The 21,427-nt window shown below is 64.8% G+C and carries 31 protein-coding genes; 1 reads left to right on the forward strand and 30 read right to left on the reverse strand.

What is annotated here, in order from left to right; translation table 11 throughout:
- Positions 1–104: 104 nt before the first annotated feature.
- From E3O50_RS10620 to E3O50_RS10645, 6 genes are all read right to left on the reverse strand, one after another.
- Entirely contained in the window at positions 105–1,256 is a 1,152-nt protein-coding gene (locus tag E3O50_RS10620) for a mannitol-1-phosphate 5-dehydrogenase (RefSeq protein ID WP_134449909.1), read from the reverse strand.
- Complete coding sequence (locus tag E3O50_RS10625) at positions 1,253–1,693, reverse strand: PTS sugar transporter subunit IIA (protein WP_134449908.1); 441 nt, start codon at positions 1,691–1,693, stop codon at positions 1,253–1,255. Before E3O50_RS10625 ends, E3O50_RS10620 begins: the two co-directional genes overlap by 4 nt.
- The gene (locus E3O50_RS10630) at positions 1,690–3,180 is read right to left on the reverse strand and encodes a PTS mannitol transporter subunit IICB (RefSeq protein WP_134558000.1); all 1,491 of its coding nucleotides are present in this window, start codon (positions 3,178–3,180) and stop codon (positions 1,690–1,692) included. The genes E3O50_RS10625 and E3O50_RS10630 overlap by 4 nt, the downstream gene beginning before the upstream one ends.
- Before the next feature lie 65 nt (positions 3,181–3,245).
- Positions 3,246–4,946 (reverse strand): phosphoenolpyruvate--protein phosphotransferase, encoded by a 1,701-nt coding sequence (gene ptsP, locus E3O50_RS10635; RefSeq protein WP_134558001.1) that lies wholly within the window; start codon positions 4,944–4,946, stop codon positions 3,246–3,248.
- Positions 4,943–5,251 carry an HPr family phosphocarrier protein gene (locus E3O50_RS10640; protein WP_134449905.1) on the reverse strand — a complete coding sequence of 103 codons (309 nt, stop codon included), beginning with the start codon at positions 5,249–5,251 and terminating at the stop codon, positions 4,943–4,945. The genes ptsP and E3O50_RS10640 overlap by 4 nt, the downstream gene beginning before the upstream one ends.
- 42 nt (positions 5,252–5,293) lie before the next feature.
- Positions 5,294–5,596 (reverse strand): PTS IIB subunit, encoded by a 303-nt coding sequence (locus E3O50_RS10645; protein WP_134449904.1) that lies wholly within the window; start codon positions 5,594–5,596, stop codon positions 5,294–5,296.
- 154 nt (positions 5,597–5,750) lie between these two features.
- On the opposite strand from E3O50_RS10645, the gene E3O50_RS10650 reads away from it, so the two are divergent.
- Entirely contained in the window at positions 5,751–7,661 is a 1,911-nt protein-coding gene (locus E3O50_RS10650; RefSeq protein WP_134449903.1) for a BglG family transcription antiterminator, read from the forward strand.
- A gap of 20 nt (positions 7,662–7,681) precedes the next feature.
- On the opposite strand, the gene E3O50_RS10655 is transcribed toward E3O50_RS10650, so the two are convergent.
- From E3O50_RS10655 to rpsJ, 24 genes are all read right to left on the reverse strand, one after another.
- A complete protein-coding gene (locus tag E3O50_RS10655; RefSeq protein ID WP_166788281.1) occupies positions 7,682–8,011 on the reverse strand; it encodes a PTS sugar transporter in 330 nt (109 codons plus the stop codon).
- A 197-nt stretch (positions 8,012–8,208) separates the two neighbouring features.
- The gene (map, locus tag E3O50_RS10660) at positions 8,209–9,039 is read right to left on the reverse strand and encodes a type I methionyl aminopeptidase (protein ID WP_134449901.1); all 831 of its coding nucleotides are present in this window, start codon (positions 9,037–9,039) and stop codon (positions 8,209–8,211) included.
- A 22-nt stretch (positions 9,040–9,061) separates the two neighbouring features.
- Positions 9,062–9,676 carry an adenylate kinase gene (locus tag E3O50_RS10665; protein WP_174774563.1) on the reverse strand — a complete coding sequence of 205 codons (615 nt, stop codon included), beginning with the start codon at positions 9,674–9,676 and terminating at the stop codon, positions 9,062–9,064.
- Positions 9,673–10,995 (reverse strand): preprotein translocase subunit SecY, encoded by a 1,323-nt coding sequence (gene secY, locus E3O50_RS10670; RefSeq protein WP_134449900.1) that lies wholly within the window; start codon positions 10,993–10,995, stop codon positions 9,673–9,675. The genes E3O50_RS10665 and secY overlap by 4 nt, the downstream gene beginning before the upstream one ends.
- 94 nt (positions 10,996–11,089) lie before the next feature.
- Positions 11,090–11,635, reverse strand: a complete 546-nt coding sequence (rplO, locus tag E3O50_RS10675) for a 50S ribosomal protein L15 (RefSeq protein WP_134449899.1) — start codon at positions 11,633–11,635, stop codon at positions 11,090–11,092.
- Positions 11,635–11,817 (reverse strand): 50S ribosomal protein L30, encoded by a 183-nt coding sequence (rpmD, locus tag E3O50_RS10680; protein ID WP_174774564.1) that lies wholly within the window; start codon positions 11,815–11,817, stop codon positions 11,635–11,637. Before rpmD ends, rplO begins: the two co-directional genes overlap by 1 nt.
- Positions 11,817–12,488 (reverse strand): 30S ribosomal protein S5, encoded by a 672-nt coding sequence (rpsE, locus tag E3O50_RS10685; RefSeq protein WP_104101028.1) that lies wholly within the window; start codon positions 12,486–12,488, stop codon positions 11,817–11,819. The genes rpmD and rpsE overlap by 1 nt, the downstream gene beginning before the upstream one ends.
- Before the next feature lie 35 nt (positions 12,489–12,523).
- Positions 12,524–12,895, reverse strand: coding sequence for a 50S ribosomal protein L18 (rplR, locus tag E3O50_RS10690; protein WP_134449898.1), 372 nt, complete (start codon positions 12,893–12,895; stop codon positions 12,524–12,526).
- Positions 12,896–12,897: 2 nt separating this feature from the next.
- Positions 12,898–13,434, reverse strand: coding sequence for a 50S ribosomal protein L6 (gene rplF, locus E3O50_RS10695; RefSeq protein WP_134449897.1), 537 nt, complete (start codon positions 13,432–13,434; stop codon positions 12,898–12,900).
- Between the two features lie 6 nt (positions 13,435–13,440).
- Entirely contained in the window at positions 13,441–13,839 is a 399-nt protein-coding gene (gene rpsH / locus E3O50_RS10700) for a 30S ribosomal protein S8 (RefSeq protein WP_066597609.1), read from the reverse strand.
- Between the two features lie 108 nt (positions 13,840–13,947).
- The gene (gene rplE / locus E3O50_RS10705; RefSeq protein ID WP_134449896.1) at positions 13,948–14,547 is read right to left on the reverse strand and encodes a 50S ribosomal protein L5; all 600 of its coding nucleotides are present in this window, start codon (positions 14,545–14,547) and stop codon (positions 13,948–13,950) included.
- Entirely contained in the window at positions 14,547–14,906 is a 360-nt protein-coding gene (gene rplX, locus E3O50_RS10710; RefSeq protein WP_134449895.1) for a 50S ribosomal protein L24, read from the reverse strand. Before rplX ends, rplE begins: the two co-directional genes overlap by 1 nt.
- Before the next feature lie 3 nt (positions 14,907–14,909).
- On the reverse strand, positions 14,910–15,278 hold the full coding sequence (rplN, locus tag E3O50_RS10715; protein ID WP_134449894.1) for a 50S ribosomal protein L14: 369 nt from the start codon (positions 15,276–15,278) through the stop codon (positions 14,910–14,912).
- 33 nt (positions 15,279–15,311) lie between these two features.
- The gene (gene rpsQ, locus E3O50_RS10720) at positions 15,312–15,611 is read right to left on the reverse strand and encodes a 30S ribosomal protein S17 (RefSeq protein WP_134449893.1); all 300 of its coding nucleotides are present in this window, start codon (positions 15,609–15,611) and stop codon (positions 15,312–15,314) included.
- A gap of 2 nt (positions 15,612–15,613) precedes the next feature.
- Positions 15,614–15,958 (reverse strand): 50S ribosomal protein L29, encoded by a 345-nt coding sequence (rpmC, locus tag E3O50_RS19830; protein ID WP_134449892.1) that lies wholly within the window; start codon positions 15,956–15,958, stop codon positions 15,614–15,616.
- Positions 15,958–16,377, reverse strand: a complete 420-nt coding sequence (gene rplP / locus E3O50_RS10730; RefSeq protein ID WP_134449891.1) for a 50S ribosomal protein L16 — start codon at positions 16,375–16,377, stop codon at positions 15,958–15,960. The genes rpmC and rplP overlap by 1 nt, the downstream gene beginning before the upstream one ends.
- 2 nt (positions 16,378–16,379) lie before the next feature.
- Positions 16,380–17,141, reverse strand: a complete 762-nt coding sequence (gene rpsC, locus E3O50_RS10735) for a 30S ribosomal protein S3 (protein ID WP_134449890.1) — start codon at positions 17,139–17,141, stop codon at positions 16,380–16,382.
- The gene (gene rplV / locus E3O50_RS10740) at positions 17,141–17,506 is read right to left on the reverse strand and encodes a 50S ribosomal protein L22 (RefSeq protein ID WP_134449889.1); all 366 of its coding nucleotides are present in this window, start codon (positions 17,504–17,506) and stop codon (positions 17,141–17,143) included. The genes rpsC and rplV overlap by 1 nt, the downstream gene beginning before the upstream one ends.
- A 26-nt stretch (positions 17,507–17,532) precedes the next feature.
- Positions 17,533–17,814: a 30S ribosomal protein S19 gene (gene rpsS, locus E3O50_RS10745; protein WP_134449888.1), complete on the reverse strand. Its 282-nt coding sequence runs from the start codon at positions 17,812–17,814 to the stop codon at positions 17,533–17,535.
- A gap of 9 nt (positions 17,815–17,823) precedes the next feature.
- Complete coding sequence (rplB, locus tag E3O50_RS10750) at positions 17,824–18,663, reverse strand: 50S ribosomal protein L2 (RefSeq protein ID WP_134449887.1); 840 nt, start codon at positions 18,661–18,663, stop codon at positions 17,824–17,826.
- Between the two features lie 25 nt (positions 18,664–18,688).
- On the reverse strand, positions 18,689–18,991 hold the full coding sequence (rplW, locus tag E3O50_RS10755) for a 50S ribosomal protein L23 (RefSeq protein WP_104100968.1): 303 nt from the start codon (positions 18,989–18,991) through the stop codon (positions 18,689–18,691).
- On the reverse strand, positions 18,991–19,641 hold the full coding sequence (gene rplD, locus E3O50_RS10760; RefSeq protein ID WP_134449886.1) for a 50S ribosomal protein L4: 651 nt from the start codon (positions 19,639–19,641) through the stop codon (positions 18,991–18,993). Before rplD ends, rplW begins: the two co-directional genes overlap by 1 nt.
- Before the next feature lie 4 nt (positions 19,642–19,645).
- Positions 19,646–20,305 carry a 50S ribosomal protein L3 gene (gene rplC, locus E3O50_RS10765; RefSeq protein ID WP_134449885.1) on the reverse strand — a complete coding sequence of 220 codons (660 nt, stop codon included), beginning with the start codon at positions 20,303–20,305 and terminating at the stop codon, positions 19,646–19,648.
- An 8-nt stretch (positions 20,306–20,313) separates the two neighbouring features.
- Positions 20,314–20,622, reverse strand: a complete 309-nt coding sequence (gene rpsJ, locus E3O50_RS10770; protein WP_035834607.1) for a 30S ribosomal protein S10 — start codon at positions 20,620–20,622, stop codon at positions 20,314–20,316.
- Between the last annotated feature and the right edge of the window lie 805 nt (positions 20,623–21,427).

A 21,427-nucleotide genomic window follows, 5' to 3' on the forward strand; every position in this document is an offset into this window, starting at 1 on the left:
CCCTATAATCCCTTGGCAATTGCTGCTGCCGCCGCCCGTTTCAGTGCGGAATCGTGCTGTTGTGTCGCTTCAGTGCCGATTGTGCTTTTTTGAGCCTGACGGGCCTAGAGCGTGCGCTGCACGCCTTCGACGACGGTGACGACGTCCGAGAAGAGCGGATGCGTCGCGTCGAGCCCGCAGACATCCGTCACGAAGCCCGCGGCCGTGAGGCTGCGGAGCTTGGCCTGGAGTTCGACGCTCTGCTCGTCGTCCGCCACGTCGAAGCGGAGGGCTGCGCCGACCGCCTCGAGCAGTGCCGTCGGGCGGGTGCCGCGTTCGGCGATCTCCGCGGCGGGGCCGATGAAGCGTTCGTGCCTGCTGAGCTTGCGGAGCGGCTGGCGTCCGACGCGCTGCACGGTGTCGGGAAGGGCCGGGTTCTTGAACCGAACCAGGATCTTCTCGCGATAGGCGCGCTGGGCGGCTTCGTCGAGCCCGTGCTTGGCCACCAGGAGGGCGCTGGTCTCCTCCAGGACGCGCCGGGCGCCGTCAAGCACCTCGGGTACCAGGAGGGCGTCCGAGATCTTCGTGACGCCGGCAACGGAGCCGAGGTAGGCGACCGTTGCGTGGCCGGTGTTGACCGTGAACAGCTTGCGCTCGATGTAGGGCGCGAGGTTGTCGACGAAGGTCGCACCGGGGATCACGGGCACGGCGCCGTTGAAGGCGCCGCGCTCGATGACCCACTCGTAGAAGGCCTCGACGGTGACGTCGATGCCACTGCCGTCCGCCTGCCCGGGAACGATCCGGTCGACGGCTGTATTGGCGAAGGCGACGCGGGCGTTGATGGCCGCGCGATCTCCCTCTGCCACGTGGAGCCAGACCTGTTCCGCGAGCACGTCGGTCGCGTTGATCGCGTTCTCGCACGCCATCACGGCGAGCGGGGGCAGCGACGCGTCGCGGGCCGCGAGTCCGGCGGCGATGACCGGGGCCACGAAGCGCAGCACGGTCGGGCCGACGGCGGTCGTGACGATGTCGGCCGTCGCGATCTCCTGGATCAGGGCGGCCTCGTCGGTCGCGCTGTTGATGGCGCGGAAGTTGTCGACCACGCGAGTGGTCGACTCCTCCCCCGCCTCATGCACCGAGTAGGTCGTCGCGGCCTTGAGGGCGTCGATCAGGGAAGCATTCACATCGGCGAAGACCACCTCGTATCCGGCGTCGTGAAGCAGGAGGCCGACGAATCCGCGACCGATATTGCCTGCACCGAAGTGAATTGCTTTCATTCTGCGTTGACCTCCTCGAGGAGAGCGTAAATCTCTCCTGCATTTCCTGCATCGATCAGTTTCTGTACTTCGTCCTCGTCCGAGAAGACGATGGCGATCTTCGAGAGGATCGCGAGGTGCTCGTTGTTGAGCCCCGCGATCCCGACTGCGAACCGGACCGGGTTGCCGTCCCAGTCGATGGGCGTGTCATAGCGGACGAGGGAGAGCGCCGAATGAAGGATCGACTCCTTCGCCTCGTTCGTGCCGTGCGGGATGGCGAGGAAGTTGCCCATGTAGGTCGACACACTCGCCTCCCTGTCGAACATCGAATCGACGTACGCCTGGGTCACTGCACCCGCGGCGACCAGCAGTGCGCCGGCCTCCTTGATGGCGTCGTTCTTCGTGGTGGCCGTTCCCGCGGCCACCACGTTGCCGGGCTCGAGGATCTGATCGGTCACAGTGTGGCCTCTGAGTCCGCCTTGCTCTGGAGCAATTCGACGACCTCGTCGTACTTCGGGCTGTTCATGAAGTTCGACACCGAAACGTGCACGGATGCCGGTGACTTCTGCTGGGCCCTCGCGGTGAGGTCCTGGTGGGTGATGACCAGGTCGGCGGTGCCGTCGAGGTTCGCGATGGCCTGGTTGGTCACCGTGATTCCTTCGATACCGGCCTTCTTGATCTTGTTCCGCAGGACGGAGGCGCCCATGGCGCTTGACCCCATGCCTGCGTCGCACGCGAAGACGATGTTCCTCAGCTGGTGGCCTGCGGCGGCCGCGGTGGCGGCATCCGTGGTGCCCGCAGCGGCGAGGTTGCCGAGGACGCTCGAGGACTTGCCCTTGAGGGCTTCGGTCTTCGCGACGGCCTCGGTGAGGTCGTTGTCGAGTCCGGCGGCGATGTCGCGCTTGCGGCTCGCACGGAGGATAACGGAGGCGATCAGGAACGACACGGCCGCGGAGCCGATGACCGAGAGGACGACGCCGACGTAGCTGTCCGGTGCGGTCTGGAGAAGCACGGCGAAGATGCTGCCGGGCGAGGCCGGGGCGCGGAGGCCGGTGTGGAACGCGACGTTGATCGCGACGCCGGTCATGCCGCCGCCGATGGTGGCGAGGATGAGGATCGGCTTCATCAGGACGTAGGGGAAGTAGATCTCGTGGATTCCACCGAGGAACTGGATGATGATCGCGCCGGGTGCACTGGCCTTGGCCAGTCCGACCCCGAAGAAGGAGAACGCGAGGAGCAGGCCGAGGCCGGGGCCGGGGTTCGCCTCGATCAGGAAGAGCAGCGACTTGCCGGATTCAGCAACCTGCTGCACGCCGATCGGGGTGAACACGCCGTGGTTGATGGCGTTGTTCAGGAACAGCACCTTGCCGGGCTCGACGAGGATGCTCGCGAGCGGCAGCAGGTTGTTGGAGACGAGCCAGTTGACTCCGCCCTCCAGCATGGTGCTGAAGCCGGTCACGACCGGAGCGATTCCGAAGAACGCGCCCAGGGCGAGGATGGCGCCGAGGATACCCGAGGAGAAGTTGTCCACGAGCATCTCGAAACCGGGGCGGATCTTGCCCGCCCACAGGCTGTCGAGCTTCTTGAGGAGCCAGGCGGAGAGCGGGCCGACGATCATCGCACCGATGAACATCGGGATCGCGCTGCCGACGATGACGCCCATCGTGGCGATCGAGGCGATGACGCCACCGCGGACGCCGTAGACCATGCGGCCACCGGTGTTGGCGATCAGGAGCGGGAGCAGGTACAAGATCATCGGGTCGACCATCTTGGCGACGGTCTCGTTCGGGGTCCAGCCGGTCGGGATGAAGAACGCGGTGATGAGGCCCCACGCGATAAACGCCGCGATGTTGGGCATGATCATGCCGCTGAGGAAGGTGCCGAAGCGCTGCACGTGGACGCGCGCTCCGCCTCCGCTCTTCGTGTCAGTTGACGTCGTCGTCATTTCTCTGCCTTTCGTTGTGTGTTCGGGTTGTGATTGCGGGTGAGCGGTGAAACGACTCGCACGTACTAGTCCGTGTGAGAGAAGGTGGCGGCGAGCTTCGTCGCCGCGGCGCGAGCGGATGCCGCGCCGTCTGCCGCGAGGGCGACCGCGGCGAGTTGCCCGGCCTCCTCCGCGCTGAACCGGGCGAGTTCCGCCCGGACGTCGGAGAGTGCCGCAGAGGACATGGACAGGCTCGTGGCCCCCAGTCCGACGAGCACGACGGCGAGCAGTGGGTCCGCCGCCGCCTCTCCGCACACCCCGACCGGTTTGCCGCTGGAGCGGCCTGCCGCGCCGACCTCTCCGATCAGGCGCAGCACCGCGGGGTGCCACGGGTTCTGGTAGCCCGCCACGGAACCGAGGAGACGGTCGGCGGCGAGGGTGTACTGGGTGAGGTCGTTGGTGCCGATCGACGCGAAGTCCGCGTGCTGCAGGATGCGGTCGGCCAGGAGTGCTGCCGAGGGGATCTCGACCATGACGCCGGCCGTCTTGAGCCCGAGCTTGTGGGCGAGTTCCACGAAGTAGGTGGTCTCCTCGACCGTTGCGACCATGGGCGCCATCACCCAGACGTCGGCGTCGGTCGCGGCATCCGCTTCGGCGAGCGCGGTCAGCTGTTCGCGGAGGATGTCTTCGGAGGCGCGCAGGGCCCGGAGGCCGCGGAGGCCGAGTGCGGGGTTCTCCTCCGCTGCGTCGTTGAGGAACGCGAGCGGCTTGTCGCTTCCGGCGTCGAGCGCACGCACCACGACCTTCTTGCCGGGGAAGGCATGCAGCAGGCGTGCGTACTGTTCCGCCTGCTCGAGGATCGTCGGTGCGTTCCGGGAGCCGAGGAAGAGGAACTCGGTGCGGAACAGGCCGACACCTTCCGCGCCCAGTTCGACGGCCCTGGCGGCGCCGTCGGCGGAACCGAGGTTCGCGAGGAGCGGGATCGGGGTACCGTCCCGGAGTCGGCCGGGGCCGGTCGGGGCCTGGGCGCGCAGGGCGCGGGCACGGATGCGGGCTTCGGCCGTTTCGACTTCGGCCTCCGTCGGGGAGACGGTCACGGTGCCGGCTGCGGCGTCCACGATCACGAGGGTGCCGTCGGCGAGGTCGGTTGCCCCTGTGGCGCCGACGATCGCGACAATCGCCTTGTCGCGGGCGAGGATCGCGGTGTGGGAGGTCGGGCCGCCGTCACTCGTGACGAGACCGAGCACGCGGGTGAGGTCGAGCAGCGCGGTGTCGGCGGGGGCGAGGTCATGGGCGACGAGGATGAACGGTTCTTCCTGCTCCGGCACGCCGGGGGCTGCCCGGCCGCCGAGCTGGGCGATGACCCGCTGGGACACGTCGTCGAGGTCTGCCGCACGCTCGGCGAGGTACCCGCCGAGTTCGGTGAGCTGGTCGCGGAAAGTGGAGAAGGCCTCGAACACGGCGCGTTCCGCGGTCTTGCCGGTCGCGAGCCGTTCGGTGAGGTCGTCGACGAGGGTGGGGTCCTCCGCCATCATGGCCTGGGCTTCGAGGACTTCCTGGGCCGCTCCGCCTGCGCGTTCGGCGCGGCCTTCGAGGTCGACGGCGACAAAACGCTGCGCGGCCGCGGCTCGGGCGCCTTCGTCCTCCGGGGTGAGTGCGCTGGGGGTGTCGGTCGGTTCCGGGAGCGGTTCGGGCATCCGCAGCACCCGGCCGATGGCCACGCCCTGGCCGATGCCGGTTCCGGTCAGGTCTGTGCCGGACGTGGCGGATGCCGTCGCGAGGCTCATACCGCGACCCGCGTTTCGGAGGTCGCCGCGTCCGCGGCAGGCAGGTCGTGGTCGGCGGCGAGCAGGGATACGAGGGTGTCGAGGGTGGCACTGGCCCCGTCGTCGACGGTCGCGATGGTGACCTCGTCGCCGTTGCCGAGGCCGAGGGAGATCACGGCGAGGATGCTGGCGGCGTTGACCGCCTTGCCGCCGGCCTTTTCGATGGTGACCTTGACGCCGGAGTCGGCTGCCGCCTTGGTGAAGAGTTTCGCGGGGCGGGCGTGCAGGCCGTTCGCCGAGCCGATTCGAACTGTGCGTTCAATCATCGGTGGGGTTCCTTCCGGTGAAGAGTGGAGTGCTGTACTGGGTCATGCCACGGCTGCGAGCGCCGCGTCGAGTGCTTCGGCTCCGTCGCGGGCCGCGAAGATCGTGTCGGCCAGGAGAGCGCAGCCCACGCCGTGTTCGGCCGCCTGCGCCCGGATCTCGGGGAATCGTGCGGCCAGGTGCGGGCCGACGAGCAGGGCGTCGATGCCGTCGAGGGCATCGGGGAGTTCTGTTTCGCTGGCCGCGGCGACCGTGGCGACCAGGCCACGCTCGGAAATGGTCCGGCGCATCCGCAGCGCGACGAAGGTGCTGGACGCGCCCGCACCACAGATCACAAGAATCCTCATTGACTCAGCCTTTCGGTGTTTCGACTCTTTCAGTTTCGTCCGATGGCCTGGCCCCGGCCAGTAGAGCTGTTTCCGCACCCCCGGAAACACGGCGCGGGAATACCGGAGGGGTGCAGCATGATTGACTAGCTACGACAATGTGGAGTTTTGTGCGATGAGCGACAAACAAACGCGGATGCTGGAGTATCTGTCGCAGACGCCGGTCTGGGTGACCGCCGGCGAACTCGCCGACCACCTCGGGGTGACCCCTCGGACCGTGCGCAGTTACGTGACGAACGTGAAGGCGGCGGCGCATCCGCTCGACGTGATCGAATCGGGGACGGCCGGGTACCGGTTGGATCTCGAGGCGTACGCCGTGTTCCGGTCGAGCCGCAAGCCGGTCGAGCCGGACACCAGGCAGAACCGGCTCTATGCCCTCGTCAGGCGGCTCACCGAGTCGGACAGCGGCCTCGACGTGTACAGCCTCGCGGCGGAGCTCTTCGTGAGTGATTCGACGATCGAGGCCGATCTCGCCCGGGTGCGGTCGCTGCTGCCGGAGACCGGGCTCACGCTCGGGAGGCGCGGCAGCGTCGTGACCCTGGCCGGATCGGAGACGGACCGGCGCCGGCTGCTCAGCCGGATGTTCCGCGAGGAGACCGACCGCGGGATGCTCAACCTCGAGACCATCCAGCGCGAGTTCGCGTCGAAGAGCCTCAGCGCGTTCAAGACCGACCTGATCGCCATGCTCGACGCCCAGGGCTATTTCGTGAACGAGTACGGCACCAACGACGTGCTCCTGCACGTGGCGATCGCCGTCGACCGCGTCACCAAGCGCGCCGCGCCGCTCCCCGCCGAGCCGGAGGCCACTCCCCCTGACGAGATGACCAGGGCCCTCGCCGTGCTCATCAAGCGGCACTTCGACGTCGAGCTCGCGCTCGGGGACCTCGACTACATCGGACTCCTCCTCACCACCCGGGTGATCACGCCGGGTCACGACCAGCCGGCGAAGAAGCTCATCGAGAACTTCGTGCGCCCGGAGGACCTCGACGCGGTCAGGCAGATCGTGACGCAGGCGAGCGAGGAATTCCTCGTCGACCTCACCGAGGAGACGTTCATCGTGCGGCTCACCCTGCACGTTCGGAACCTGATCAACCGCGCGCAGGACCGGTCATTCGCACACAACCCGCTCACCCGGTCCATCAAGACGGGCTACCCGATGATCTACGAGCTCGCGGTGTACATCGCGAGCCAGTTGCAGCGCCAGGAGCGGATCGTGATCAACGACGACGAGATCGCGTACATCGCGATGCACGTCGGCGCGCACCTGCAGCAGCAGTCCCGCCGGGTCGACCTCGTCAGCTGCGCTATCGTCTGCCCGAACTATTACGACATGCACGTCCTGCTGCGGGAACGCATCGAACGTGTCCTCGGCGATGAGCTCGAGGTCGTCTCCGTCGTCACGAGGAGCGACGTGGACTGGAGCGGGCTCGAGGCCGACCTCGTGCTCACGACGATCGATCCGGGCAGCCTCGGTGACGGGATCATCGTCATCCAGCCGTTCCTGACCGAAGCCGACATCGAGCGGGTCCGGAAGGCCGCGAGCCGGGTGCGCCGGCTGCGCAGGCGCGCGCATCTCAAGGACGACCTGCTGCAGTTCTTCGACGCCTCGCTGTTCTCGCACAACTTCTACGCGAACGACGAAAACGCCATGATCCGCGCGCTCGGCGACCGGATGGCCGCGCAGGGCATCATCGAGCCGGAGTACATCGTCGGCGCGATCGAGCGCGAACTGATGAGTTCGACGGCGTTCACCGACAACCTGGCCGTGCCGCACTCGATGTCGATGACCGCGAACCGCACGTCGATCGCGATCGTGATCAACGACACCCCGATGGACTGGGGCGAGGCTCGGGTCAACGTCGTCGCGCTCGTGGCGTTCAGCGCCGCGGGGCGCAAGAGCTTCCAGGATGTCTTCGACCAGTTCGTCGAGGTCTTCTCCGACCGCAACGACGTGCAGCGGCTGGTCCGCAGGTCGGTCGACTTCGCATCCTTCATCGACGAGCTCGTGCACCTGATGGACCAGTAGCCCTCACGGGGAAACCGGGATCAGGCGCGCAGTTCCGCCCAGCCGCGCGATTTGAACGCGTAGATGGCGAGGTCGAGTGCCTCGTCGCCGTTCTGGGAGGCGAACACGGTGTCGGGCAGGAGCGCGACGCCGACGCCCCGCTTGATCGCCTCCGCGCGGATCTTCTCGTAACGCGGGGCCAGATACGGGCCGACGAGCAAGACGTCGATCGGGTCCAATGACCCGGGAAGGTCGGATTCGCTGCCGGCGTGAACCGTCAGTTCGAGGCCCCTGGCCTCACCTGTGTGGCGGATGCGATGGGCGACGAAGGCGCTGGACGCCCCGGCACCGCAAACTACGAGAATCCTCATTGACCTGCTCATTTCTTCGGCGGGCTCTGCCCACTTCCATCTTCCCGCTAATCAGGGCCTTTGGCTAGCGGATGCCGCGCCCCGGCGCGCCGTCTCCCGCCGGGAGAGTACACTTTTGGCCCTTAAGACCGGGTCTTAAGGGCCAAAAATGCGCTCTCGCGGAGGTACGCGCGCGTGTTGGGGCGGCGGAGGGGTGGTTAGGGGATGGGGACGGGGATGACGCCGAGGGGGGCGAGCTGGGCTGCGCCGCCGTCCTCGGCGGTGAGCACCCAGATGCCGTCCTTGTGCACGGCGACGCTGTGCTCCCAGTGCGCGGCCGCGAGGCCGTCACTCGTCGCGACGGTCCAGTCGTCGTCGCGGACGAAGGTGTCGATCGATCCGAGCACGACCATCGGCTCGATGGCGACGACGAGTCCGGGCTTGACCTCCGGTCCCTTCTGGCGCACCCGGTAGTTGAAGACAGGAGGGGCTTCGTGCATGGACCGGCCGATGCCGTGGCCGACGTAGTCGGTCAGGATGCCGTAGCTGCCCTGCGACTCGATGTAGTCCTCGATGGCGTCGCCGACCTCGTTGAGGTACCGCGCCTCAGCGAGGCGGGCGATCCCGTGCCACAGGGACTGCTCCGTGACGTCGGAGAGTTTCTGGCGTTCGGCCACGACCTCAGGCCTGCTCGGGTCCGGGATCACGAAGCTGAAGGCGGCGTCACCGTTCCAGCCGTCGAGGATCGCGCCGCTGTCGATCGAGACGATGTCGCCAGGGGCGAGGACACGGGCGCCCGGGATGCCGTGGACGACGTCCTCGTTCACGCTCGCGCACACCGTGTGGAAGTAACCCTGCTCGAGCTTGAAGTTCGGCAGGCCGCCGCGGGCCACAATTGCGGCCTCTGCGGCCGCATCGAGCTCGAGGGTCGTGACACCGGCCCGCATCAGAGCGCGGGCCGCGTCGAGGGACGCGGCGGTCGCGAGACCCGGTGCGATCATCAGCCGCAACTGTGCCGGCGACTTGTAGATGGATCGACGAAGGCTCATTGCCTGGTTCCCCGCAAACGGATCAGGACGCGCTCGGTGCGTCCGTGTTGATGTCGACGGCGTGAAGCTCGCGCTCCGCGAGGGCACTCAGAATGCGCTCGGTCACCGCATCGACGGCACCGAGGCCGTCAACGGTGACAACGAGCCCGCGGGCCCCGTACACGTCGATAAGCGGAGCGGTCTGCTCCGAGTAAACCTCGAGACGGTGACGGATGACGTCGGCCGTGTCGTCCGCTCGGCCCTGTTCGGCCGCACGCTTGAGCAGACGGGCGACGACCTCGTCGGTGTCCGCTGAGATCTGGACGACGGCATCGAGTGCGGTGCCTTCGGCGTCGAGCAGGCGGTCGAGCTCGTGCACCTGTTCGAGCGTGCGCGGGTAACCGTCCAGGAGGAAACCGCCAGCGGCATCCGCCTGGGCGAGCCGGTCGGCGACGATCTCATTGGTCAGCGAGTCGGGCACGTAGGCGCCCTTGTCCATGAACGCCTTGGCTTTGAGGCCGAGTTCGGTCTGGTTCGTCACGTTGAAGCGGAAGATGTCGCCGGTCGAGACGGCGGGGATACCGAAGGCAGCGGCCAGGCGAACCGCCTGGGTGCCCTTGCCGGCGCCGGGCGGGCCGATCACGAGCAAGCGGGTCATCGGAGGAGCCCTTCGTAGTGACGCTGCTGCAACTGGGAGTCGATCTGCTTGACCGTCTCGAGGCCGACACCGACGATGATCAGGATGCTGGCGCCGCCGAACGGGAAGTTCTGGTCGGCTCCGATCACCGAGAATGCGATCAGCGGCAGCAGGGCGATCAGGCCGAGGTAGAGCGCACCGGGCAGGGTCACCCGGGTCAGCACGAAGTCGAGGTACTCGGCCGTCGGGCGTCCGGCACGGATGCCGGGGATGAATCCGCCGTACTTCTTCATGTTGTCGGCGACCTCTTCCGGGTTGAAGGTGATCGCGACGTAGAAATAGGTGAACCCGACGATGAGCAGGAAGTACATCAGCATGTAGAGCGGGTGGTCGCCCTTGGTCAGGTTGTTCGTGACCCAGGAGACCCACGCCGCCGGGGCCTGTCCGGCAGCCGGCTGGTTGAACTGCGCGATCAGGGCCGGCAGGTACAGCAGCGAGGACGCGAAGATCACAGGGACGACGCCGGCCATGTTGACCTTGATCGGGATGTACGTGTTGTTGCCGCCGTAGGTGCGTCGTCCGACCATCCGCTTGGCGTACTGCACCGGGATGCGTCGTTGCGACTGTTCGACGAACACCACGGCCGCGACGACCAGCAGTCCGACCGCGATCACGATCAGGAAGGTGTCGAGGCCCTTCTGGTTGAGGATCGAGCCGAGGGAGTTCGGGAAGCGGGCCGCGATGGACGTGAAGATGAGGAGCGACATGCCGTTGCCGATGCCGCGCTCGGTGATGAGCTCACCCATCCACATGATGACGCCGGTGCCTGCCGTCATGGTGATGACCATGAGCATGATGGCGTACCAGGCGTCGTTGGTGATGAGCTGCGAGCACTCGGAGCTGGAGGAGGTGCCGAACAGCGCACCGCTGCGGGCGACCGTGATGAGCGTCGTCGACTGGAGGATGCCGAGGGCGATCGTGAGATAGCGCGTGTACTGGGTGAGCGTGCTCTGCCCGGACGCGCCCTCTTTGTAGAGGGTCTCGAAGTGTGGGATGACCACGCGCAGGAGCTGCACGATGATCGAGGCCGTGATGTACGGCATGATGCCGAGCGCGAAGACCGACAGCTGAAGCAGCGCGCCACCGCTGAACAGGTTGACGAGTTCGTACAGGCCACTGGTGCCCTGGTTCGCCGCGAGACACGCTTGCACGTTTCCGAAGTCCACAAAGGGAGAGGGGATGAACGAGCCCAGTCGGAACAGAGCCACGATACCGAGGCTGAATCCGATTTTCTTGCGAAGGTCGGGCGTGCGGAAGATCCGCGCTATGGCGCTGAACAAAAGGCCTCCAGTTACTAACGTGAAACGAGCCTGCCGGGGCCGCTATCGAATGAACGATGGCGACGCCCGACAAGCTCGATCAGCGTCTACGGACTTACTTGATTGAGCCACCCGCGGCGACGATCTTCTGCTCAGCTGAGCTGGAGACCTTGTCGACCGCAATGTTCAGCTTAACGGCAATTTCACCGTTACCGAGCACCTTGACTTTTTCGTTGTCACGAACGGCGCCCTTGGCGACCAGGTCGGCGATGGTGACATCGCCACCGTTCGGGTAGAGCTCGGCAAGACGGTCGAGGTTGACGACCTGGTACTCGACGCGGAACGGGTTCTTGAACCCGCGCAGCTTCGGGGTACGCATGTGCAGAGGCATCTGCCCACCCTCGAAGCCGATGCGCACGTTGTAGCGTGCCTTGGTGCCCTTGGTGCCACGACCCGCGGTCTTACCCTTGGATCCTTCACCGCGGCCGACGCGCATACGGTCCTTCTTCGAACCGGGAGCGGGGCGAAGGTGGTGGACCTTCAGCACCTGCTCGCGCTTCTCAGCGGGTGCAGTCTTCGCGGCGGCAGCCTTGGGGGCAGCCTTCTTTGCGGTGGCGGGCTTGGTTGCCGCCTTGGCGGCAGCGTCCTTCTCGTCAGCCATTAGTCAATCTCCTCGACCTTCACGAGGTGAGCAACCGTGTTGACATAGCCGCGGTTCTGCGAGTTGTCCTCGCGGATCACGACAGCGCCAATGCGCTTGAGACCCAGGCTGCGAAGCGTGTCGCGCTGGTTCTGCTTCTCACTAATTTTGGACTTGATCTGTGTCACTTTGAGGCGAGCCATCAGGCACCTGCCTTTGCTGCCGCTGCTGCAGCAGCAGCCGCGGCGTCGGCGCGCAGGAAACGGGCCGGGGCCACGTCTTCGTACGCGAGGCCACGACGGGCGGCAACGGCACGCGGCTCTTCGAGCTGGTGCAGTGCCTCGACGGTGGCGTGGACGATGTTGATGGTGTTCGACGAACCGAGCGACTTGCTCAGGACGTCGTGGATGCCGGCGCATTCGAGCACGGCGCGGACGGGGCCACCGGCGATAACGCCGGTACCGGCAGCGGCGGGACGCAGCAGGACAACGCCCGCTGCGGCTTCGCCCTGGACGGGGTGCGGGATCGTCAGGCCGACGCGGGGAACGCGGAAGAAGTTCTTCTTCGCTTCCTCGACGCCCTTGGAGATAGCGGTCGGGACCTCGCGGGCCTTGCCGTATCCCACGCCGACGAGTCCGTTGCCGTCACCGACGACGACGAGGGCGGTGAAGCTGAAGCGACGACCACCCTTCACCACCTTGGAAACGCGGTTGATGGTGACAACGCGCTCCAGGAACTGGCTCTTGTCGGCGTCGCGGCTTCCGCGATCCTTGTTCGGGTTGCGCTCACGGCCACCACGACGAGCCTCACGAGGCTCGTTCTGTGCCGGAGCGGTTGACGCAGCGGTTTCGACGGGTGCCTCAGCGGCCACCACGGTCTCCTTGGCTGCTGTGTTACTGGTTTCAGCGGTCACAGGTTCAATCCACCCTCTCGAGCTCCCTCGGCGATGGCAGCGACGCGTCCCGCGTACTTGCTGCCGCCACGGTCAAATACGACGGCGTCGATACCGGCGGCCTTCGCGCGCTCGGCGACGAGTTCACCGACCTTACGGGCCTTGGCGGTCTTGTCACCATCGAAGGTGCGCATGTCCGTCTCGAGCGTGGATGCCGACGCAAGGGTGAAACCCTTGCTGTCGTCGACGACCTGCACGAAGACGTGGCGAGCCGAACGGGTGACGACGAGACGGGGACGAAGCTCCGTCCCAACGACCTTTTTGCGAAGACGTGTGTGCCTGCGTCCGCGGGCAGCGGCCTTGCTCTTACCTCTAGTTCCGAGACCCATGGTTACTTACCACTCTTTCCGGCCTTGCGGCGAACAATCTCGCCGGCGTAACGCACACCCTTGCCCTTGTAGGGCTCAGGCTTGCGAATCTTACGGATGTTGGCGGCGACCTCGCCGACGGCCTGCTTGTCGATGCCACCGACCGTGAGGCGGTTGACGCCCTCGACGGTCAGGGTGATGCCGACGGGCGGCTCGATGAGGACCGGGTGTGAGAAGCCAAGGGCGAACTCGACCGCGGTGCCCTTCTGGGCGACGCGGTAACCGGTACCGACGATCTCGAGGCCCTTGGTGTAACCCACGGTCACCCCGATGATCTGGTTGGCGATCAGGGTGCGGGTCAGGCCGTGCAGCGAACGCGATGCGCGCTCGTCGTCCGGACGGGTGACGACAACGTGGCCGTCTTCGATCGACACCTGGATCGGGTTGGCGACGGTGAGCGCAAGCTCACCCTTCGGGCCCTTGACGCTGACGAGGCGGCCCTCAGTGGCAACCGTGACATCCGCGGGGATCGGGATGGGGAGTCTTCCAATACGTGACATTGTCGACTACCACACGTAGGCGAGAACTTCTCCGCCTACGCCCTTCTTCTCGGCCTGACGGTCGGTGAGCAGACCGCTGGAGGTGGACAGGATGGCAACGCCGAGGCCACCGAGAACGGTGGGGATTTCGGTCGACTTTGCGTACACGCGCAGGCCGGGCTTGGAAACCCGCTTGATGCCGACGATGGAACGCTCGCGGTTCGGACCGAACTTGAGGTTCAGCGTGAGGGTCTTTCCGACCTCTGCATCCTTGACATCCCAGGCGGAGATGTAACCCTGCGCCTTGAGGATGTCTGCGATGTGCGCTTTGAGCTTGCTGTGCGGCATCGACACTGTGTCGTGGTACGCCGAGTTAGCGTTGCGCAGTCTGGTCAGCATGTCTGCGACCGGATCTGTCATTGTCATTTGTGGTGCCTTTCTCGCCTGGTTTCGTTCATCCGTTACACGGGTGACGACCTTGGTCGTGGTGGGGCTGGACGGTTGTCCAGCCCCAGGGTTTAAAACTAGCCGGTACTACTTGGTGTTCTCGGCCGTCTGGAAGGGGAAGCCAAGCGCCTTGAGCAGCGCACGGCCTTCTTCGTTGTTCTTGGCGGTCGTCACGATGGTGATGTCCATACCGCGAAGACGGTCGATCCGGTCCTGGTCGATCTCGTGGAACATGACCTGCTCGGTGAGACCGAAGGTGTAGTTGCCTGCACCGTCGAACTGCTTGTCCGAGAGGCCGCGGAAGTCACGGATACGGGGAAGGGCGAGGCTCAGAAGCCGGTCCAGGAATTCCCACATGCGGTCGCCGCGGAGGGTGACGTGGGTTCCGATGGGCTGTCCTTCGCGCAGTTTGAACTGCGCGATGGACTTGCGGGCCTTGGTGACCTGCGGCTTCTGGCCGGTGATCTTGGTGAGGTCGGAGACGGCGCCATCCATGATCTTGCCGTCGCGAGCTGCCTCGCCGACACCCATGTTGACGACGATCTTCACGAGGTTCGGAATCTGGTGAACGTTCGTGAAACCGAGCTCGGTGGAGAGCTTGGCGGAGATCTCGTCGCGGTACTTCTGCTTGAGACGCGGAAGCGTCTTGACGGGCGCTTCGCCCGCAGCAACGATCGTGTCGGTCATCAGAGGTCCTTCCCTGACTTCTTGGCGTAACGGATGCGGACCGTCTTGGTGACGCCGTCCTTCGTTACCTCTTCGATGCGGACGCCGACGCGAGTCGGCTTCTTGGTCTCCGGGTCGACGATGGCCACGTTGGACGCGTGGATCGGCGCCTCCATGGTCTCGATGCCGCCGGTCTTGGTGCCGCGCTGGGTCTGGCCGACACGAACGTGCTTCGTGACGAAGTTGATGCCCTCGACGAGGACACGGTTCTTCTCCACGAGCACGGCGATGACCTTGCCCTGCTTGCCACGGTCGCCGCCGCGTGCCTGGCTGCGGCCGCTGATGACCTGTACGAGGTCACCCTTTTTGAGTCTGGCCATGATTTAGATAACCTCCGGTGCCAGCGAGATGATCTTCATGAACTTCTTGTCGCGAAGCTCGCGACCGACCGGTCCGAAGATTCGGGTGCCCCGGGGGTCACCGTCGTTCTTCAAAATCACTGCGGCGTTCTCATCGAACTTGATGTACGAACCGTCTGGACGACGGGTCATCTTCTTGACGCGAACGACGACGGCCTTGACGACGTCGCCCTTCTTGACGTTTCCGCCCGGGATCGCGTCCTTGACGGTGGCGACGATGGTGTCACCGAGGCCTGCGTAACGACGACCGGAGCCACCGAGGACGCGGATGGTCAACAGTTCCTTGGCACCCGTGTTGTCGGCAACCTTGAGTCGTGATTCTTGCTGAAGCACTTTTTATACCCTTCTATCAAGTAAGCGCGAGGCTTACTTGGCCTTCTCGAGGATCTCGACCAGGCGGAAGCGCTTGGTGGCGCTCAGCGGACGGGTCTCACTGATCAGGACCAGGTCTCCGACGCCGGCGATGTTCGCCTCGTCGTGGACCTTCAGCTTGGACGTACGGCGGATGACCTTGCCGTACAACGGGTGCTTCACGCGGTCTTCGACCTCGACAACGATGGTCTTGTCCATCTTGTCGCTGGTCACGTAGCCGCGCAGCGTCTTCCGGTAGCCGCGAACGAGAGCTTCTGCCTCGGCTGCGACGACCGTTTCGTCAGTCTTCGCCATGACTAGGCCTCCTTCGTTTCGACGGCCTCAGCGACAGCATCCGTTTCGGATTCTGCAGCCTTAGGGGCCTTCTTGGGCTTCTTCTCTGCCTTGTCGGCCTTGACGGCCGCTTCGACCGGTGCGGGCGTCGGGCGAATGCCCAACTCGCGCTCACGGAGAACCGTGTAGATACGAGCGATGTCGCGCTTGACCGCGCGGAGGCGGCCGTGGCTTTCAAGCTGACCGGTGGCCGACTGGAAGCGCAGGTTGAACAGCTCTTCCTTGGCCTTCTTCAGCTCGTCGAACAGTCGTTCGTTTTCAAAAGTGTCGAGCTCGACTGAGGCGAGCTCCTTGGATCCGATCGCCATTATGCGTCGCCCTCCTCGCGCTTGATGATGCGTGCCTTCAACGGCAGTTTGTGAATGGCGCGGGTGAGCGCTTCCTTGGCGACGATGTCAGTGACACCGCCGATTTCGAAGAGCACACGACCCGGCTTCACGTTGGCGACCCACCACTCCACAGAACCCTTACCGGAACCCATGCGGGTTTCGGCCGGCTTCTTGGTGAGCGGGCGGTCAGGATAGATGTTGATCCAGACCTTGCCGCCGCGCTTCATGTGACGGGTGATCGCGATACGAGCGGACTCGATCTGACGGTTGGTCACATACGCGGGGGTGATGGCCTGGATGCCGTACTCGCCGAACGACAGCTCGGTGCCACCGGTTGCGTGGCCGGTGCGGCCCGGGTGGTGCTGCTTACGGTGCTTGACTCTGCGTGGAATCAACATGGTTATGCCTCAACTCCTGCTGCAACCGGCGCCGCGGCCTCTGCGCGGGGCGCACGGCGGGGTCGGTCGTCACGACGCTCGGGGCGGGACGACTTAGCGTTGGCCTGCTCGCGGGCGAGTTCCTTGTTGGTGATGTCGCCCTTGTAGATCCAGACCTTCACGCCGATGCGGCCGAAGGTGGTCTTGGCTTCGTAGAAGCCGTAGTCGATGTTCGCACGCAGGGTGTGCAGTGGCACGCGTCCCTCGCGGTAGAACTCCGAGCGGCTCATCTCAGCGCCGCCGAGACGACCGGACACCTGGATGCGAACACCCTTGGCGCCGGCGCGCTGGGCGCCCTGCAGGCCCTTGCGCATCGCGCGGCGGAAAGCCACACGAGCGGAGAGCTGCTCTGCGATGCCCTGGGCAACGAGCTGGGCGTCGACCTCAGGGTTCTTGACCTCGAGGATGTTGAGCTGGATCTGCTTGCTCGTGAGCTTCTCGAGGTCGGAGCGGATCCGCTCGGCCTCGGCGCCACGACGACCGATCACGATGCCCGGACGGGCGGTGTGAATGTCGACGCGAACGCGGTCACGGGTGCGCTCGATCTCGATGCGCGAAACTCCCGCGCGGTCGAGGGTCGTGCTCAGCAGGCGGCGGATCTTGACGTCTTCAGCGACGAAGTCGCTGTAACGCTGGCCCGGCTTCGTGCTGTCAGAGAACCAACGCGACACGTGGTCGGTCGTGATTCCCAGACGGAAGCCATACGGGTTTACTTTCTGACCCATTACTTCGTACCCTCCTCAGGAGTGGCGAGCACAACAGTGATGTGGCTCGTACGCTTCTTGATCTGGAATGCGCGACCCTGTGCGCGGGCCTGGAAACGCTTGAGGGTCGTACCCTCATCAACGAATGCCTGGCTCACGAAGAGGTCCTGCTCGTCCAGGTATGTGTTCGCTGCATCGGCCTTGACTCGTGCATTCGCGATGGCCGAGGCCACCAGCTTGTACACCGGGTCGCTGGCGCCCTGCGCTGCGAACTTCAGGATTCCCAGGGCCTCGTGGGCCTGCTTGCCGCGGATCAAGTTGACGACGCGACGAGCCTTCTGGGGGGTAACGCGGATGTGACGCACGCGTGCGATCGACTCCACCATTTCTTCTCCTCCTTCACGTCACCGCGTTAGCGGCGACGGCCCTTCTTGTCGTCCTTCACGTGACCACGGAAGGTGCGGGTGGGCGCAAACTCGCCGAGCTTGTGCCCGACCATGCTCTCGGTGACGAACACCGGGATGTGCTTGCGTCCGTCGTGAACCGCGATGGTGTGCCCGAGCATGTCGGGGATGATCATCGAACGGCGCGACCAGGTCTTGATTACGTTCTTGCTGCTGGCTTCATTCGCCCGGACAACCTTGCGAAGCAGGTGGTCGTCAACGAAAGGGCCTTTCTTGAGACTGCGTGGCATCGTCTACTCCTACTTACGCTTCTTGCCGACAGTACGGCGACGAACGATGAGCTTGTCGCTTTCCTTGTTCGGGTGCCGGGTACGGCCTTCTTTCTGGCCCCAGGGGCTGACGGGGTGACGTCCACCGGACGTCTTTCCCTCGCCACCACCGTGCGGGTGGTCGACCGGGTTCATGGCAACACCACGAACGGTCGGGCGAACGCCTTTCCAGCGCATCCGGCCGGCCTTGCCCCAGTTGATGTTCGACTGCTCGGCGTTGCCGACCTCGCCGATCGTGGCGCGGCAGCGGGCGTCGACGTTGCGGATTTCTCCGGACGGCAGGCGCAGCTGGGCGTAGATGCCATCCTTCGCAACGAGGCGAACCGACGAACCGGCGGAGCGGGCCATCTTGGCACCGCCGCCCGGACGCAGTTCGACCGCGTGGATGATGGTACCGGTGGGGATGTTCTTCAACGGCAGGTTGTTGCCGGGCTTGATGTCAGCACCCGAACCCGACTCGATGATGTCGCCCTGGTTCAGCTTGTTCGGGGCGATGATGTAGCGCTTGGTGCCGTCAACGAAGTGCAGGAGCGCGATGCGCGCCGTGCGGTTCGGGTCGTACTCGATGTGAGCGACCTTGGCGTTGACGCCATCTTTGTCGTTACGACGGAAGTCGATGAGACGGTACTGACGCTTGTGTCCACCACCGATGTGACGGGTGGTGATGCGACCCTGGTTGTTACGGCCACCGGTCTTGGACAGGGGGCGAAGCAGGGACTTCTCCGGGGTCGAACGGGTGATCTCTGCGAAGTCCGCAACAGATGAACCGCGACGACCAGGAGTCGTGGGCTTGAACTTACGAATAGCCATTTCTTATTCCTCTAGTCCGCGCCGCTTAGCCGACGGCCGTGAAGATGTCGATGGAACCGGACTTGAGCGTGACGATGGCACGCTTGGTGTCCTTGCGCTTGCCCTGACCGAACTTCGTGCGACGCGTCTTGCCGATGCGGTTCATGGTGTTGATCGAAGCGACCTCCACCTTGAAGATCTTTTCGATCGCGAGCTTGATTTCGGTCTTGTTCGAGCGCGGGTCCACGATGAAGGTGTACTTGCCCTCGTCGATCAGGCCGTAGCTCTTCTCAGAGACGACCGGAGCGATGATGACGTCGCGGGGATCCTTGTTGATCGGGGTAGCCATTATGCGGACACCTCTTCCTTCTTGGTCTTGCTCGCCACGAACGCGTCGAACGCGCCCAGGGTGAAGACGATGTCGTCGCTGACGAGAACGTCGTAGGCATTCAGCTGGTCCCAGGACAGCACGTGCACCGTCGGGAGGTTGCGGATGCTGCGCAGTGTCAGCTCATCGGTGCGCTCGAGAACGACCAGCACGTGCTTGCTGCTGGCGATCTGGGTGAGCAGCGTGATGGCGCCCTTGGTGCTGGGCGTCTCTGCAGTGAACAGTGCGGTGACGACGTGGAGACGGTCGCCGCGGGCGCGGTCGGAAAGCGATCCGCGCAGTGCTGCCGCGATCATCTTCTTGGGGGTGCGCTGTTCGTAGTTGCGGGGCGTCGGTCCGTGGACGATGCCACCGCCGGTCATCTGGGGCGCGCGGATCGAGCCCTGACGAGCGCGACCGGTTCCCTTCTGCTTGAAGGGCTTGCGACCGGCACCGGAAACTTCTCCGCGGCGCTTGGTCTTGTGCGTGCCCTGGCGTGCGGCAGCGAGCTGCGCGACGACGACCTGGTGGATCAGGGGGATGTTGGTCTGGACGTCGAAGATTTCGGCGGGCAGTTCAACGGAACCGGACTTTGCGCCGGTTGCATCGATGAGATCGAGCGTGGTGGCCATGCGGTTACGCTCCCTTCACGGCAGTGCGGACGAATACGAGGCGGCCCTTGGCACCGGGAACGGCACCCTTGACCAGCATGAGGCCCTTCTCGGCATCAATGGCGTGAACCTTGAGGTTCAGCACGGTGACGCGCTCGCCACCCATACGACCGGCCATGCGCATGCCCTTGAAGACACGGCTCGGGGTCGAGGAAGCACCGATGGAACCGGGCTTGCGGTGGTTGCGGTGGGAACCGTGGGAGGAGGAGACACCCTTGAAGTTGTGACGCTTCATAACACCGGCGAAACCCTTACCCTTGCTCGTGCCCATGACGTCAACCTTGGAGCCGGCAACGAAGACACCGTCAACGGTGAGTTCCTGTCCCAGGGTGTAGTCAGCGGCATCCGCGGTGCGGAGCTCGGTGAGGTGACGGCGAGGCGTGACGCCCGCCTTTTCGAAGTGTCCGGCGGAAGGCTTGTTCACCTTGCGCGGGTCGATGGCGCCTGCAGCGATCTGGACGCCGGCGTAGCCGTCGATTTCCTTGCTGCGGATCTGGGTGACAACGTTCGGCGAGATCTCGATGACGGTGACGGGAACGAGCTTGTTGTTCTCGTCCCAGACCTGGGTCATGCCGAGCTTCTTGCCGAGGAGACCCTTGGTGGTCTTGGTATCGGAGTAAGACATCGCGGGCCCTAGAGCTTGATCTCGATGTTGACGTCCGCCGGAAGGTCGAGACGCATGAGCGAGTCGACGGCCTTCGGGGTGGGGTCAATGATGTCGATCAGACGCTTGTGGGTGCGCATTTCAAAGTGCTCCCGGCTGTCCTTGTACTTGTGAGGGGAACGGATGACACACACCACGTTCTTCTCGGTCGGAAGCGGCACGGGGCCGACGACTGTCGCGCCCGCACGGGTCACGGTGTCGACGATCTTGCGCGCCGAGATGTCAATGACCTCGTGGTCGTAAGACTTAAGCCGAATGCGGATTTTCTGTCCCGCCATGTCGAACTCTCTTTCTTGTCAAGGCTTCGTACATCCCGAAGGCTGCATTGGACGCCGTAGTAGCACTGCTGCTGTCGCACCACTGTTCATCTGTCAATTTCGATTCCTCGTCTCGCAGCCTTCCAGCCGCACGACTTTGAACCGAGCCAACCGCTTCTCCATACCGGGGCATGGGGGAAGGCATGGATTTCCCATGCTTTCCCGGCTGTTGGTTTAAGCTCTGTTCTGCTACCCGCGGCCTAACCGTGCGTCCTGTGGACACCGGCTATGCACTGCCTGGCAGTGATCCCGACACCGCGTGCAGCGCGGCAGTCGAAAGTGTTGAACTAGAAGAGTCTGCCACAGGGGTAGGTCTTTGTGCAACCCGGGCGTGTCGCGACCGGCGTGTCGCGCGTTTCGGCCCCCTTTCGCCCCGTTTCCAGCGCTTCGCTGCCCGTTTCGCGCTCGTTTCCCTCTGCCGGGGCCCGCGCTCGATACAGACACGCCATTCACCACGTGCGGAGGCCCGGTCTCCGAACAGGCAGCCCAAGCTCCAGCAGACGCCCGCGCAAAGCGCATCCTGCTCAACGCAATGGAGAAACCCCAGCGAGTGAAGCCGTGCACCTGCCGACGCACCCCATCTTCACGGCGCTTTTCATCCCACAGCACTTCCTCGGGCGTACGCCCGTCCCTCATGACGGGATCGAAGTACTTGATCTTCCCGTCAGCCTCCCCCAATGCTGATAGTCGGCTAGGACAACAAGTGGTCCGCAGGGTGGTCCGGTGGAATGTGTTCAGTCATGCTGCAGAGCCTGTGACCCACGGA

This window comes from Cryobacterium sp. MDB1-18-1 (genome assembly GCF_004402735.1).
Lineage (GTDB): Bacteria > Actinomycetota > Actinomycetes > Actinomycetales > Microbacteriaceae > Cryobacterium > Cryobacterium glucosi.